Genomic DNA, 14,665 nt, shown 5'->3' on the forward strand with positions numbered 1-14,665 from the left:
TACCGGTTCAGGCTGCTCGGTTGGGCGTTCGTGCTGATGCTGCTGAGCCTGCCGGCCGCCATCAACAGAACCAGCACGCCCGACCATCGACCCCGGCCGACGGTCCGACCGGGGTCGATGCGCTAACGCAGCGAGACCACCAGTTGTTGGGGGCGGTGGTCGGAGACGCCGTTCGTCGACCCGCCGATCCGGTAGGAGTGCACCCGGACCGCCGCCGAGACGAACGCCCAGTCCAACCGCCACCAGCGCGGCCAACTGGACGCGTCCGACCAGGTCGCCGGATAGCGCGCCGACGACGCGTAGCTGGCGTCCCGGAGCCGGTCGGGCAGCTTGGCCAGGTCACCCATTGCCGGGCTGGTGTTGAGGTCGCCGGCGACCAGCACCGGAAGCGGATTTGCCGTCACGTCCCGGGCCAGCGCCCGCCACTGCGGTTCGCGCTGTGTGTGCTGCTGCCGGATCACCCGGTAGAACTCCCCGCCCAGCGGGCTGTGGTCCGGAACCAACTGCACCGGCATGTGCAGGTTGTAGACCGACAGCACCCGCCCCGCCCCCAGGTCGAGATCGGTACGCAGCACCTTGTACCGCCACTGCTCGGTCGTGCCCCACAGTGGCGGCGGCATGTCCGGGGCGTCCAGCGGCAGTTGGTGCAGGATCGGGTACCGGGACAGCGTCACCAACTCGCCGACGACCGCGACGTGGAAGCCCGGGAACTCGGCGCGCAGCCGGGCCAACTCCGCCACATCCGGCCCGGACGAGTGCTCGTACCAGTACTCCTGGAGCAGGTAGACGTCGGCGTCGGCGGCCCGGAGCATCGCGTACAGCACGTCGGTCTGGCCGCCCTCGTCCCAGTACCCGGTGTTCCAGCTGAAGACCCGGACCGCGTCCGCCGGGGCCGGGCCGTCGCCATCGGAGAACCCGCGCAGGTTCAGTCCGGCCAGCGGCCCACCGAGCAGCAGCGCGGCGGCGGCCAGCAGCGCCACCGGCCGGCGCGACCGGCGGCACGGCGCGGCGGCCCCGGCCAACAGCAGCGGTACGCCGAGGAAGGCCGGCGGCGGCACCGCGTCGACCGCCAGCCACAGCCACCACTGACCGCTGAGCACCAGGTGCGCCACGGTGAAGGCCAGCCAGAGCGCCCCGGCGGCGACCAGTCCGGTGTAGAGCCACCACCGCCACCCACGCCGCCCCGCCCGGGACCCCCCGGCCACCGGCCCCGCACCGGCCGACGGTGCGCCGCTGACCGGCCGTCTGCCGCTGACTGACTCCGTGCCGCTGACCGCACTCGCGCCGTCGCTGACCGAGCCCGCGCCGCCACTGACCGAGCCCGGGTGGCTGGCCGGCGAGGTGGTGCTGGCCTCGGCCGGGGCGACGGTGCCCGGAGAGCCGGTGGCCGGAGAGCCGGTGCCCGGAGAGGCGGTGCCCGGTCCTCCGGGCAGTAGTCCGTCGCTGCCGGGGGCGGCGATCGTCACGCCGGGCCCCGCAGCGGGGTCGGGTCGACCGGGAACGAGGCGTCGTAGAGCCGGCGGAACGTGCCGGAGGCGAGCCACTGCACCGTACCGGTGGCGACCCCGGCGGTGATGGTGACGTTGACCAGGAAGTGCAGCCCGGCGAAGAAGACCAGGAAGGCCACGCCGTGCCGGCGCCGGACGAAGCCGTACATGCCGGCGTCGCAGGCCAGCGAGGCGGCCAGCAGCCCGGCCGGGACGACCAGCCCCCACGGGCCGAGCAGCAGCGGCAGCGCTAGCGCCGGCAGTACCCCGAACGCGGCCAGGCTGCCCCAGGCCCGGGCGGCGGTCTCGAAGCCCTGCCCGAACCGGCGGGCCCGGGCGTACAGCGGAATCCGCAGCCGGCCCCGGTGGAACAGCTTGCGGAGCAGCCCGCGCAGCTCGTGGTCGTGGTCGTGTCGGCCCCGGACCAGCGAGGTGAGCACCAGTCGGTAGCGGCGGCTCAGCCGGTAGCCGTAGTCGACCTCCTCGGTGTGCCGCAGCTCCGGGTTGAACGGGCCGATCTCCTCGAATACGGGCCGGCGCAGCACGCAGACGGCCGGGAAGAGGAACGACACGTCACCTTCCGAGCTGATCGACCAATAGTGATATTGCAGGCCACGGTACCGGGCCACCGCCGTGTCGTGCAGCAGCGGCTCGGGGTCCTCGATCCCGCAGACCGCGCCGATCCGGCGGTCGCCGAGGATCAGCCGTACCGCGTTCGCCACCGCGTCCGGCGCCAGCACCAGGTCGGAGTCGACATAGCAGATCAACTCGCCGGTGGTGTGCGCGGCGCCGATGTTGCGGGCCCGGCCGCAGCCGCCGTTGCGCCCGGTGCTCACCACCCGTACGCCGAGCGCCTCGGCCACCGCCACGGACTGGTCCGTCGAGCAGTCGTCGACCATCAGGATCTCGACGTTCGGGTACGTCTGGTCCAGGATCGACCGCAGACAGAGATCCAGCGACTCGGCGTAGTTGTAGTTCGGCACGATCACCGAGACCAGCGGGCCGTCGCCCGGTCGCGCACCGTTCACCGTCGTCATCGGGTGGCCACCTCCGGCCGGTCGTAGAGCCCACGGAACCGGCCCGAGGCGAGCCAGGCGGCCACCCCGGAGATCGCGGCGACCGCGATCACCAGGTTCAGGAAGAAGTGCATCGCGACGAAATAGCCCAGGAATCCTATCCCGCGTTCCCGGCGTACGAACCGGTACATCGGCAGGTCGCCGGCGAGACAGGCGGCGAGCGCGGCCAGCGGCACCGCCAGGTACACCGGGCCGAACAGCACCGGCAGGACCAGGGTCAACACGGTCAGCAGGGCGGCCACGCTCACCCAGGCGCGCGGCCCGCTGCTCAGCCCGCCGGGGAACTCCGGCTTGCGGGCGTACATCGGGATGTGCAGCGCGGTGCGGGTGAAGACCTTGCGGACCAGCACCCCCAGGTCGGCGTCGTGGTCGTGCACGCCGCGCACCCGGGGGGAGAGCCAGATCTGGTACCGCTGCGCGAGCCGCATCCCGTAGTCCGCGTTCTCGGTCTCCCGCAGCCGAGGGTTGAACGGCCCGACCTCGGCGAAGACCCGGGCCGGGATCGCCAGCAGCGCGGTGTAGAGGGTGAAGATCCGCCCCTCGTCGGCGATCAGCCAGTAGGACTGCTGGAGGCAGCGGTATTCCTCCAGCAGGCTGTCCCGGACCAGCGGCACCGGATCGTAGTTGCCGCAGATCGCCCCGATCTCCGGGTCGGCGTCGAGCAGTTCGACCGCGTTGGCGACCGCGTCCGGCTTGGCAGCCACGTCCGAGTCGACGAAGAACAGGACCTCGCCGTGCGCGTTCGCCGCGCCGAGGTTCCGGGCCGCCGCCGGTCCCGAGTTGGTCGGGGTACGCAGCACGCGTGCCCCGTACGACTCGGCGACCGCGACCGAGTCGTCGGTACTACAGTCGTCGACCACGATCAGTTCCAGGTGCGGATAGGTCTGGGCCCGGAGCGCGCCGAGGCAGAGCCCGAGCGCTCTGGCGTAGTTGTAGTTCGGCACGATGACCGAGACGAGCGGTGTGTTCATCAAGAGCCGCCCGAGAAACCCCTGGCTTCAGCCAGGGGGAGGAATGGGCGGTCCGGCGTGGTGTTGGTTTTCGGCATGGGGTCGACTCCTCCGTGGGCGAAACTGTCGGATGCGGCTGGGATGCTGCTAGGTGTGGGCGAGACGGTGCGGTACACCTTCCGGTTGCGCCCTGGCGCGACTGCGGAGGCGGCGCTGTTGGCCGAGTGGGGGCGGTGTCGTTGGCTGTGGAACGAGGCCGTCCACCAGCAGCGATCCGGGCGTGGGCCGACGTTCTGCAGGTTGTCGAAGTTGCTGACCGAGGCGCGGGCCCGTTCGTCGTGGTTGCGGGAGGGCTCCCAGGTCGCGCAGCAGCAGATGTTGCGTACCTACGCTCTGGCTCTTCAGCACTCTTTCAAGGTGAAGGGACGGGGCCGGCCGAGACCGAAGCGGCGTAAGGACACCCTGGCCAGCCTCGAATACACGACGCGCGGATTCTCGATCCGCAGCCAGCGGCTGCGGCTGCCCGGCGGCATCAGTATCCCGGTCGTCTGGTCCCGCGAGTTGCCGTCCGATCCGACCAGTGTCCGGATCTACCAGGACTGCCTCGGGTACTGGTATGCCTCCTTCGTCGTCCGCCGGGAGACCACGCCCGCGCCTGACGTCGAGGGGGCGATCGGTATCGACTGGGGTGTCACGACGACCGCGACCACGACGGATGCTGCCTACGACCTGCCGTACCTCGGCCACCGGAAACGGTGCGCCGCCGAACTGGCAAAGATGCAGCGCCGGATGGCCCGGCGTCGCCGGGTGAAGGGCGCCCCGCCGTCGAACGGCTACCTGCGGGCCAAGCGTCGGGCGGCGAAGAGGGCGAAGAGGGCGGCTCGGCAGAATATCCACGACGCCCGGGTCTGGGCGAATAAGGTCGTCGACAACCACGCGACCATCGCCGTGGAGGACTTCAAGCCTAGGTTCCTCGCCAGGTCCCGGATGGCGCGCAAGGCCGCCGATGCGGCGATCGGTGCGGCGAAGCGGGAGTTGGTCGACCGTGGCTTGCGGGCGGGCCGGAGGGTGGTGTTGGTGCCGCCCGCTTTCACTACGATGACCTGCTCGCGTTGTGGTACGAGAGCCAAGCACCGCCTCGGGCTGGGTGTCAGAGTCTTCCGGTGCGACGACTGCGGGTATACCGCGTGTCGGAACCGGAACGCCGCGGGGACGATCCTCGCCACGGCAGAGCGCGGCCGTGCTGGTGCTGACGACGTGAGACATGCGATCACCTCCTTCCGGGACGGCGCTCTCGTGCGGTCCGAGCCAGAAATCCCCCGGCTTCCAGCCATGGGGAAGCGTTAACGGTCCATCCAGTTCAGCAGGGCGGGATAGCGGGCACCGAGTTCCGCCAGGGTCAGCGTGGTGCCGATCAGGACGCCGCTGGCCACGATCATCCGGTCCCGCAGCAGGGCCCGGATCGGATCCCCGCCGGCCTGCCGGACCAGTACAGCCTGGAGATAGCGGAACGCGGCGAGCAGGCCGAGCGGCACCACCACGGCGAGGGTGACCGGGCGCCAGGCCCCGAGCGGCGCGTCGGTGTTCAGGTAGAGCAGGAAGGTGGTGCCGGCCAGCGCGGTGTTCAGCCCGAGCAGGTGGTCGGCGAGCAGCACGTTGTAGCCGGCCAACGCCGGCCGGTGCGCCGATCCGGCGGCGGCCAGCTCGTGCCGCCGCTTGCCGAGGATCAGCACCAGGCAGCCGGCGAAGACGGCGGTGAGCAGCAGCCCGGACGGCGGCGCCCCGGTGGCCGCGTACCCCTGGAGGACCCGCAGCACGAAGCCGGCGGCGACCACGCAGATGTCCAGCATCGGCAGGTGCTTGAGCCACCTGCTGTAGGCGACGCTGAGGCAGAGGTAGCCGACCAGTGGCCACCACGGCAGCTCGGGGCCGAGCAGCACCAGCCCGAGCAGCAGTCCGGCCAGGCCGACCGCGAGCAGCCAGGCCAGCGGCACCGACACCAGCCCGGCGGCCACCGGGCGGTGCCGCTTGACCGGATGGAGGCGGTCCAGTCGGCGGTCGACGATGTCGTTGACGACGTAGATCGTCGACGCGGCCACCGTGAACACCAGCACCGCCCAGCCGGTACGCAGCACCGCCAACCCGGTCCACAGTGGCGTGTCGAGCAGCGCCAGCGGTACGGCCAGCAGGTTCTTGACCGCGTGGCCGGGCCGGGTCAGCACCACGAGCTGCCGGGCGAGCCGGGGAATCCGGAGGCTCCGCCTCTGGGCAGCCGGTACGGCGGCCTTGACGGCGGTTTCGACGACGGTTTCGACGGCGGTCACCCTCGACTCCGATCAGCAGCAGACACCTTCGACTCCGATCAGAAGAAGATCTTCGCGAGGGAGAGCACGCCCTGCCGCCACGGGTCGCGGCTGGTCCGTCCGCCCCGCGACGGCCGCGTCAGGTGGCGTTCGGCCCGCCACCACTCGTAGGTGCGCAGGATCGCGTCCTCGTTGGAGAGCTTGGGGGCGAAGCCGAGCCGTTCGACGGCCTTGTCGATGCTCACGTAGGAGTCGTGCCGGAGCTTGTGCAGCAGCCGCCCGTAGACCGGGGAGAGCCGGCTGCGTTCCAGCAGCTCCAGGGTGACCAGCGCCGGCCGGGCGGGTACCCCGACCACCCGCCTGCCGTGCCCGGCCGCGTCCAGCACCGCCTGGAAGTCCTCCCGCAGGGTACGGAACCGCTCGGCGGCCAGGTTGTAGGTGTCGCTGGCCAGCTCGTCCGGTGCGGCCAGCACGGTCAGCACCGCCTCCACCAGGTCGTCGACGGCGAACATCTGGATCCGCACGTCGCCCCGGCCGAGCACCGGGAAGTTCCGGCCCTCCTCGGCCCACTCGAAGAGCATCGCGAAGAGTCCCATCCGGCCCGGCCCGAGGAAGGTCTTCGGCCGCAGGATCGCGATCGGCAGCCCGTCGGCCCGGTACCGTTCGGCGATCTCCTCGGCCGCCACCTTCGCCGCGCTGTACGTGTCGACCGGCTCCCGGGGGTGTTCCTCCGGCGTCGGCACCTGGCGGGGCAGCCCGTACACGGCGGTCGACGAGACGTGCAGGACCCGGTCCACCCCGGCCTTGCGGGCGGCCCGCAGCACGTTCCGGGTGCCGTCCACGATGATCGAGCGGATCTCGGCGGCCGGATAGCTGGGCAGCGCCGCCGCGCAGTGCAGTACCGCCCTCGCGCCGTCGGTGGCCCGGTCCATCACCCGGGGGTCCCGGATGTCGCCGACCACGGTGACGCCGGGTTCGGCCCGCAGGTCCACCCCGCACACCTGGTGCCCGTCGGCGGTGAGCCGGTCGACCAGCCGGGAGCCGAGCATCCCGGCCGCCCCGGTCACGGTGATCACCACAATGTGGACCCCACCTTCTGCGCGACGAACCGGGTGACCAGCTTGGCCAGGCCCTGCTCCAGCACCTCGCCGAGCGCGTCGGTGGCGCGCTGCACGTCGGCCGGGTCGGTGACCAGGGACGGCCCGAGGATCAGCGGGTTGCGGCCGTTCAGGGTGTAGTAGGTGAAGATGTCGTGGTCCCGGTAGAGCGCGTTGATCACCGCGCAGGTGACCAGCTTCGCCTTGAACCTCGGGTCCCGGGCCATCCCGGCGGGGGCGAGCCGGGCCACCAGGTCGAGGATCTTCGGCCCGCCGTCGATCTGTACGCCCCAGAGCGCGCCCGCCCCGGCGACCCGGCCCACCGCGTCCGGGTACTCCTTGGCCAGCCGTTTCAGCGCCGGTTCCAGTACCCGCTCCAGCTCGCGGGCCCGGGCCGGGTAGTCGTCCTCCACCACGATGTTGATCGCCTCCAGCGCGGTGACGCACTCCTCGCCCATCCCGTAGTAGGTGGTGCTGGTGCTCTGGAGAAGCGCGTCGGTCAGGTTGTCGTACGCCTTCCGGAACACCCTTTCCCGGGCGACGAATGCAGAAATCGATGACTTTCCACCGCCGAATGACTTCGATGTGGTAAGGACGTCCGGCACCAGCCCCGGATACCGCATGAAGTAGAAGAGGCTGCCGGTCTTACCCCAACCGGTGTAGATCTCGTCGAAGATGAGCACGATGTCGTGCCGGTCGCACAGCTCACGAATGCCGCGGAGGAACTCTTCGTCGCACCACGTCACCGTGGAGGCGCTGAACGGCTCGACGATGAGAGCGTAGACATCGCCGGGATGTGCCTCGACCGCCTCCCGGACCGAGTCCAGATTCCCATAGGTAAATGGAACTATGCCGGGAATGGTGGGAAAGTTGAACGACGGTTGTCCGGTCAGCCCACCCGATCCGAGCAGCTTTCCGTGGAACCCGCAGTCGGCCCGCAGGATCGTGCCACGCCGGCCGCCGTGATACTTGTACGCCAGCTTCACCGCCCCCTCGACCGCCTCCGCACCCGAGTTGGGCAGGAAGGACATCCGCAGGTCACCGGGGAGGAGTTGGGCCAGGTTGTGGCCGAGCGCCGCCAGGTACGGCGAGAAGTACGTCTTGTGCACCTCCATCCGGCGCTGCTCCGCGAACCGTTGCCGGGCCGCCAGGATGCGCGGATGGTTGTGGCCGTGGTTGAGTACCCCGACGCCTCCGGTGAGGTCGAGGACGCGGCGGCCGTCCCGGAGCACCAGGTGTGCGCCTTCGGCGTGGTCGACCAATTCCCGGCCGAACCCGAACGAGGTCATCAGGCTGACCTGGCTCGCGTTGACGTAACGTCGATAGAGGTCGTGCACCTCGCGAACGGTGAGTCGCTCGCAATCGGACAGGCTGACCAGATTGGGCATGTCGGTGACGCTATCGATTGGTACGGGATCTTCTCTGGATCGGTGCTGTACGCAACCTTGACTACGTAAGGCAACGCTTGCCAGTCGACAATACACTGGATAGCTTGGTCGCGACGGAGTAGATCTCGGAATGTCAATGTCCCTGACGGTTGTACCGCACTCCCGGTGAGGTGGGCGAACATGTCGCCGACAGTGTCGGTCATCATCCCCGTACACAACGGTTCGAAGACTCTCCGCGCGTGCCTGGCGGCCGTCTACGCGCAACGGCACCCGGTCACCGAGGTCATCGTCGTCGACGACGCCAGCACCGACGACACCCGGGAGATCGCCGCCGAGTTCCCGTGCCGGCTGCTGGTCACCGACCGCAACACCGGACCGGCCGCCGCCCGCAACCGGGGCATCCGGGCCAGCGGCGGCGAGCTGCTGTTCTTCCTCGACTCCGACTGCGCACCCGAGCCCGACGCCCTGGGCAACGCCCTGGCGATCCTCACCGCGCAGCCCGACGTCGCCTGCGTACACGGCATCTACGCGCTCCGGCCGCTGTTCGACGACGGCCCGGTCGAGGCGTACCGGCTGCTGCACGGGCACTACTGGCGGCTGCGCCACGTCGGGCGGGTCCGGACCACGCTCTTCGCGGTCTGCCTGATCCGCCGGACGGTCTTCGCCGACGTCGGCCTCTTCGACGAGAAGCTGCGCGCCTCCGAGGACGTCGAACTCGGCGACCGGATGGGCGACCGCTACGGCATCGTGCTCACCGACACCGTGGTCTGCCGGCACGACGACGACAGCCACCTGGGCCGGCTGCTGCGCAAGCAGTTCGGCCGCTCCCAGCTACTCGTGCCGGTCGCCCGGGCCGAGCGTGGACCGGCCGGGATCCGGGCCAACACGCCGGCCGGACTGCTCAGCGCCGCCCTGGTACCGCTGACCCTGCCGCTCGGCCTGCTCACCCCGGCGCTGCTGGCGGTGCCGGCCGCCCTGCTGGCGGTCTTCGTCGCCGCCGACCCGGGACTGCTGCGCTTCGTGCTACGCCGGCGCGGCCCCGGCTTCGCGACCTTCTTCTACGCGGTGCACCTGCTCGTCCAGTTGACCATCGTCGCCGGTGCCGTCGTCGGCGGGCTGCGGCACCTGGTGGACCGGGACTTCGGCCCGGCCCGGGTGGCCGCGAAATCGCCGCGATGAGCGGCTCGATCGCCGGGCGGGCGCGGTTCCCGGTCCGGCGGAACTTCGGCCCGGACGAGGCGGGGCGGCGATGACCGCGGAGCCGGGCACCGGGCGGATCTCCTGGCCATACCTGTCGGCCCAGGCGTTGCACTACCTGTTGTTCGCGCTCCGGGCCCAGCAGTTCCGGTCCCGCCGGCCGATGCTCGGCGACGGGCACCGGCCGGTCTTCGGGGTGTCCGGGCACAGCGTGGCGCTGACCGTCGACGACGGGCCACATCCCGAGTGGACGCCCCGGATGCTGGACCTGCTCGACCGGCACCGGGTCCGGGCCACGTTCTTCCTGATCGGTGACCGGGTCGCCGAACACCCCGAGCTGGCTCGCCGGATCCGTGACGCCGGACACCTGGTCGGCAACCACTCGATGTCGCATCCGCAGCCGTTCGCGGCGCTGCCGGCGCGGCGGCTGCGTACCGAGATCGTGGCGGCGCAGCGGCGGATCGAGGACGCCGTCGGGATCACGCCCCGGCTGTTCCGCGCGCCGGGCGGCAACTGGTCGCCGGCGGTACTGCGGACCAGCGCCGACCTCGGCCTGGTGCCGGTGGACTGGACGGTCAACCCGAGCGACTGGCGCAGCCCGGGAGTGGACCGGATCGTCCGGCGGCTGTCCCGGAGTCGACCCGGGCACGTCCTGCTCTGCCACGACGGCGGCGGCGACCGGTCGCAGACCGTGGCGGCCCTGGAAACCGTACTGCCCCGGTTGCTCGACCGGGGACTGCGGTTCGTCGTACCCGGTGCCGACCGGTAGGTGACGACGTGCCGTTCTGTCGTACGACGACGCCGGGCAGTGCCGCCCGGCAGTGCGGGGGGAAGCAGCGATGCCTGTCTAGGGGGAAACGAAGATGTCGGAAGACGACCTGAAGATCCTGCTGCTCGGCCCGATCCGGGCCGAACGGGGCGGTACCAACCTCTACCTGGGTACTCCCCGGCAACGGGAGGTGCTCGCCGTGCTGGCGCTGCGCTGCGGGATGGTGATGTCGGTGCCGCAGATCGTCGACGCGATCTGGAACGGGCGCCGGCCCGACTCGGTGGAGAACATGGTGCACACCTACATCGGCCGGCTGCGCCGGGTGCTGGAGCATCCCGGCCGCCCGCCGGCACTGGCCCGGGTACTCCGCTCCACCCGCCCGGGGTACACCCTCGACATCCCGACGGTCGCGGTCGACGTCACCCGGTTCGAGCACGACGTCAGGGTGGCCCGGGCGGCCCGGGCCCAGGGTGAGCTGTCCCGGGCGCTCGACTGTTTCCAGCAGGCGCTGGCCCGCTGGTCCGGCCTGGCGCTCCAGGAGGCGACCGGGCCACTGGCCGAGGCGGAACGGATCCGCCTGACCGAGCTGCGTCAGGACGCGGTGGAGGAGGCCACCGGGGTACGCCTGCTCCTCGGCGACGTGGAGAACCTCGTCTCCGAACTGCGCTGCATGCTCGCCGAGCAGCCGATGCGGGAGCGGCTCTGGGAACTGCTGCTGGTCGTCCTCGGCCAGACGTCGCGGCGGGCCGAGGCGCTCACCGCCTTCGAGGACGCCCGGCTCACCCTGGCCGACCGGCTCGGCGTGGAGCCGGGGCACCGGCTCCAGGACCTGCACCGGCGGCTGCTGCGCAGCGAACCGGTCACGGTGCGGCCGTGGTGGGAGCGGCGGGTCCCGGTCTAACCCCGGCGACCGGCCCGGCACGCCCCGGCTGGACGTGGCCCGGCTCGATGGCCGACTGGGCGTGGCCCGACTGGGCGTGGCCCGGCTCGACGGCCGACTGGGCGTGGCCCTGTTGGACGTGGCCCGGCTCGACGGCCGCCTGAACGTGGCCCTGTTGGACGTGGCCCGGCTCGACGGCCGGCTCGGCGGAATCCCACCCGGCGGATCCGCCGCGCCTCCGGCCATCGGCCGGCTCGGTCCCCTCCGGACCGGTCAGCACGAAGAAGGCACCGGCAGGACTGTCCCCGAGGCGCGCGGGGACCTCCTCGGCGGCGGAGAGACCGCAGGCCCGGACGATCCGGGCGAACTCTTCGGCCGGGGCGTCGTCGTAGATCTGCACGACGATCCGGCCCCGGGGTGTCAGCATCGCGGGCAGCCGGCGCAGCAGGTCGGCGGCCTCGGCCTCGGTCAGGTAGTAGACGACCTCGCGGAGCAGGATCGCGTCGTACCGGCACGCGGTGTCGAAGGTGCGGATGTCGGCCACCTCGAAGGTGCTGTCCGGCCGGTCCAGCGCCCGGGCCGCCTCGATCGCCCGCGAACTGAGGTCCACGCCGTGGTAGTGCCGGTAGCGACCCGGCGCCAGCGGCAGGTTCGCACTGGTACCGCAGCCCAGGTCCAGGATCGTCGGCCGGGGTGCCCAGGTCTCGATCAGCGCCAGCGGCATGTTCCCGTCGGACATGTCGTCGAGATAGCGCCAGAACCCCAACGCGTACTGCGCGTTCCACCACGCCCGGTTGAGCCTGGGGTTCGATCGGATCAGCACCTGTACCGGAACTCGGATCAGCCGTGCCACCGCACGGACCAGCGCATTCGACATGGTGTCACCGACATTTCTCGACGTGGGACGGATCCCGACGGCTCCGGGACTGACGCTATCGACGTTCCTGGCTGGCCGACCCGGCGGAAGGGGCTCGGGTCAGCCGGTCAGCGCGGGGTCGACACCCCGGCGTGGGCCGAGCCGGCGCCGGTGCACGTACTGGGCGAGCAGCAGCCCGCCCGCGCCGACCGCCACCTCGCTGAGCGCGCAGACCAGTCGACTGGTCAGCACCACCGGGGCGGCGACCGACACCGGCATCACGGTGGCGAGTCCCACCATCAGTACCGCCTCCCGGACGCCCAGCCCGTCCGGTACGACCATCACCAGCAGCCCGGCCACGGTCGCGGCGGCGAAGCCGGCCACACAGACCAGGTAGGAGCGCAGCGGCGGGGCGCCGGCGGTCACCGCCAGCAGCCAGAGGTGGTGCCCGGAGATCACCCAGGAGAGCGACTGCGTGGTGATCGCCCGCCGGATGCCGGTCCGGGACGCGCTGACCTGTGGCGGTGGCCGCCGCAGCAGTCGTGCCGCCCCGGCGAGCCCCCGGTTGAGCAGCTCCGGGCGGACGAAGAGCGCCACCAGCGGCAGTACGGCGAGCAGCATCCAGCCGGTCGCCCGGTCCAGTACCGCCGGCCCGGCCGCGAGGCCGACGGTCATCCCGGTCAGCGCCACCACCACCCAACTGAGCAGGAAGACACCGGCCAGCCGGACCGCCCCGACGTTGATCTCCTTCCCCATCCTGAGCAGCACCGGCAGCGCGACGAACCGGCCCGGGACGAACTTGGCGAGGAACCCGACGAAGAACAGCCGGGCGGCGGTCCACCGGTCCACCGCCGCGCCGAGGTCGACGAAGAGCGCCTGCCAGGAGTGGTACCCGAGCAGCAGCCCGACCGAGTTGACCAGCAGGGCGCCGCCCAGCACCAGTCCGACCTGGACCGGGTCGAGTCGCTGCGCCAGCTCGCGGACCGGGGTCCAGTCCTGGTCCCGCAGGAACAGCGCCAGCCCGACCGTCAGGGCCAGCACGAAGACCACGACCAGCAACTGGTTGACTCGCCGCCACCAGCCTGACCCCCGCCCGGCCAGCCGTCGCACCAACTCGACCGGCCCGCCGCCGCCAGGCCCGCCGCCCGCCCCGGTCGGCCTGCCGGAGGCGTCCGGGCTGGTCGAATCGCCTGTGCCGGTCGGGTCGCCCGAGCTGGTCGGGTCGCCTGTGCTGGTCGGGTCGCCTGTGCTGGTCGGGTCGCCTGTGCCGGTCGGGTCGCCCGAGCTGGACGGGCTGCCTGAGCTGGACGGGTTGGTCCGGCTGGTCGGGTCGTTCGAGCCGCCCGGGGCCGGTGCCGTCGCCGGTTGGGGCGCGGCGGGGTCGACGGCGTCCGGGTGATCCGTCGCGCGGTTCACCGGGTCGACTCCGGGGCCAGCGGGGCGACCCGGCCGGGCCGGGGGCGCCGCAGCAGGGCCCGGCCCAGCCCGAGGGCCAGCCCGACGAACTCGGTCAGGTGGGTCAGGAACCGCATCGCGGTGGCGAAGAGCAGGAAGCCCGGTCCGCGCTGCCGGAGCGCGAAACCCAGCAGCGCCCGGTCCGCGCCGAGGAAGGCGGACAACCCGGCCAGCGGCACCAGCAGCAGCCACGGCGACCAGGCGGCCAGCGGCAGCCCGGTCACCGTCACGGCGCTGCCCAGCAGCCCGACCACCGAGCCGAGGTCGATCCGGTGCGGGGCCCGCCGGTCGGCGGACTCCACGCTGGGCGTCGCCGGCCGGGGCGTCCAGCGCGCCGCGACGACCGCCCCGGCGTACGTCCGGGCGCGGCGGAAGTGTTCCGACAGGTACGGCCCCAACCGGTCCACGTCGTCGTGCCGGCCCAGCATCCGGTCGCTGGTGCGGATCTCGTACGACGCCGGCAGGCGGGTGCCGAACTCGACGTCCTCGGCGTCGCGCAGCCGTTCGTCGAAGCCGCCGACCAGCTCGAAGACGTGCCGGGGGACGGCGGTCAGCGCGAACATGGTGATCGCGGTGACCCCGACGTCGCGGCGTCGCCAGAAGTGCTCGAAGAGCGTCTTGTAGGACTCGACCGGCCCGTCCGCGAAGAGTGGCGTCAGGTCGTAGATCCCCTGCACCACGCCGCAGCCGGGATGTGCCCGCAGCTCCGCCACCGCCCCGGCGAGCGCGTCCGGCGCCAGCGCGATGTCCGAGTCGACGAAGAACAGCAGGTCCCCGCCGGCCCGGGCGGCTCCGGCGTTCCGGGCCGCCGAGACGCCCCGGTTGACCGGGAACGCCAGCAGGGTGCAGGGGAACTCGGCCGCGATCTGCCGGGACCGGTCGGTACTCGCGTCGTCGACGACGATCACCTCGGCCGCCGGCCGGGTCTGCGCGTAGATCGCCGCGAGACAGGCCCGGAGAGTCTTCTCCTTGTTGAAGTTCGGGACGATGACCGACACCCGCGCGAACTGCGGGTCGACGGTGTGGTCGAGTGGAGACAATGCGCCTGGTCACCCCCTTTGCCCCACCGGGCCGGTAAACGGTAGCAATCGGCGTACCGCGATTTCTGGAGTCGGCCTGGATTACCGAGTGCGACGGCGACGGCGAGCCGGCGGGCGACGGTAAACAAACCGCAAGCCAGCGCCCGCACAGTTGACGGGCCGTCGAG

The 14,665-nt window shown here is 71.7% G+C and carries 13 protein-coding genes; 4 read left to right on the forward strand and 9 right to left on the reverse strand.

Annotation, left to right across the window (positions count from 1 at the left end):
- Positions 1-122 precede the first annotated feature (122 nt).
- The 3 genes from Pma05_RS06070 to Pma05_RS06080 are packed head-to-tail and all read right to left on the reverse strand — an operon-like array spanning position 123 to position 3,534.
- On the reverse strand, positions 123-1,466 hold the full coding sequence (locus Pma05_RS06070) for an endonuclease/exonuclease/phosphatase family protein (protein ID WP_239311757.1): 1,344 nt from the start codon (positions 1,464-1,466) through the stop codon (positions 123-125).
- Positions 1,463-2,524 carry a glycosyltransferase family 2 protein gene (locus Pma05_RS06075; RefSeq protein ID WP_203856304.1) on the reverse strand — a complete coding sequence of 354 codons (1,062 nt, stop codon included), beginning with the start codon at positions 2,522-2,524 and terminating at the stop codon, positions 1,463-1,465. Before Pma05_RS06075 ends, Pma05_RS06070 begins: the two co-directional genes overlap by 4 nt.
- Positions 2,521-3,534: a glycosyltransferase family 2 protein gene (locus Pma05_RS06080; RefSeq protein ID WP_203856305.1), complete on the reverse strand. Its 1,014-nt coding sequence runs from the start codon at positions 3,532-3,534 to the stop codon at positions 2,521-2,523. The genes Pma05_RS06075 and Pma05_RS06080 overlap by 4 nt, the downstream gene beginning before the upstream one ends.
- Positions 3,535-3,666: 132 nt before the next feature.
- On the opposite strand from Pma05_RS06080, the gene Pma05_RS06085 reads away from it, so the two are divergent.
- Positions 3,667-4,860, forward strand: coding sequence for an RNA-guided endonuclease InsQ/TnpB family protein (locus Pma05_RS06085; protein WP_203856306.1), 1,194 nt, complete (start codon positions 3,667-3,669; stop codon positions 4,858-4,860).
- Here the strand turns inward: Pma05_RS06085 and Pma05_RS06090 are convergent.
- From Pma05_RS06090 to Pma05_RS06100, 3 genes are read right to left on the reverse strand one after another with little or no spacing between them, the layout of a single operon-like run.
- A complete protein-coding gene (locus Pma05_RS06090; RefSeq protein ID WP_203856307.1) occupies positions 4,857-5,837 on the reverse strand; it encodes a UbiA prenyltransferase family protein in 981 nt (326 codons plus the stop codon). The two genes, Pma05_RS06085 and Pma05_RS06090, sit on opposite strands and share 4 nt — an antisense overlap.
- Positions 5,838-5,875: 38 nt before the next feature.
- Positions 5,876-6,895, reverse strand: coding sequence for an NAD-dependent epimerase/dehydratase family protein (locus Pma05_RS06095; protein ID WP_203856308.1), 1,020 nt, complete (start codon positions 6,893-6,895; stop codon positions 5,876-5,878).
- Complete coding sequence (locus Pma05_RS06100; RefSeq protein WP_239311843.1) at positions 6,889-8,202, reverse strand: aspartate aminotransferase family protein; 1,314 nt, start codon at positions 8,200-8,202, stop codon at positions 6,889-6,891. The genes Pma05_RS06095 and Pma05_RS06100 overlap by 7 nt, the downstream gene beginning before the upstream one ends.
- Positions 8,203-8,481: 279 nt before the next feature.
- Between Pma05_RS06100 and Pma05_RS06105 the strand changes: the two genes are divergently transcribed.
- The 3 genes from Pma05_RS06105 (at position 8,482) to Pma05_RS06115 (ending at position 11,168) form a co-directional block, all read left to right on the forward strand.
- The gene (locus Pma05_RS06105) at positions 8,482-9,480 is read left to right on the forward strand and encodes a glycosyltransferase family 2 protein (protein ID WP_203856310.1); all 999 of its coding nucleotides are present in this window, start codon (positions 8,482-8,484) and stop codon (positions 9,478-9,480) included.
- A 70-nt stretch (positions 9,481-9,550) separates the two neighbouring features.
- Positions 9,551-10,267, forward strand: coding sequence for a polysaccharide deacetylase family protein (locus Pma05_RS06110; protein WP_239311759.1), 717 nt, complete (start codon positions 9,551-9,553; stop codon positions 10,265-10,267).
- 94 nt (positions 10,268-10,361) lie between these two features.
- Positions 10,362-11,168: an AfsR/SARP family transcriptional regulator gene (locus Pma05_RS06115; RefSeq protein WP_203856311.1), complete on the forward strand. Its 807-nt coding sequence runs from the start codon at positions 10,362-10,364 to the stop codon at positions 11,166-11,168.
- On the opposite strand, the gene Pma05_RS06120 is transcribed toward Pma05_RS06115, so the two are convergent.
- The 3 genes from Pma05_RS06120 to Pma05_RS42330 all read right to left on the reverse strand — a co-directional run bounded on the left by Pma05_RS06120 (position 11,128) and on the right by Pma05_RS42330 (position 14,498).
- Positions 11,128-12,024, reverse strand: coding sequence for a class I SAM-dependent methyltransferase (locus Pma05_RS06120; protein WP_203856312.1), 897 nt, complete (start codon positions 12,022-12,024; stop codon positions 11,128-11,130). The two genes, Pma05_RS06115 and Pma05_RS06120, sit on opposite strands and share 41 nt — an antisense overlap.
- Positions 12,025-12,123: 99 nt before the next feature.
- Entirely contained in the window at positions 12,124-13,419 is a 1,296-nt protein-coding gene (locus Pma05_RS42325) for a lysylphosphatidylglycerol synthase domain-containing protein (RefSeq protein ID WP_307836838.1), read from the reverse strand.
- Positions 13,416-14,498: a glycosyltransferase family 2 protein gene (locus Pma05_RS42330; protein WP_239311761.1), complete on the reverse strand. Its 1,083-nt coding sequence runs from the start codon at positions 14,496-14,498 to the stop codon at positions 13,416-13,418. Before Pma05_RS42330 ends, Pma05_RS42325 begins: the two co-directional genes overlap by 4 nt.
- Positions 14,499-14,665 lie beyond the last annotated feature (167 nt).

Origin of the sequence: Plantactinospora mayteni (assembly GCF_016862935.1) — a bacterium.
Classification (GTDB): Bacteria; Actinomycetota; Actinomycetes; order Mycobacteriales; family Micromonosporaceae; genus Plantactinospora; species Plantactinospora mayteni.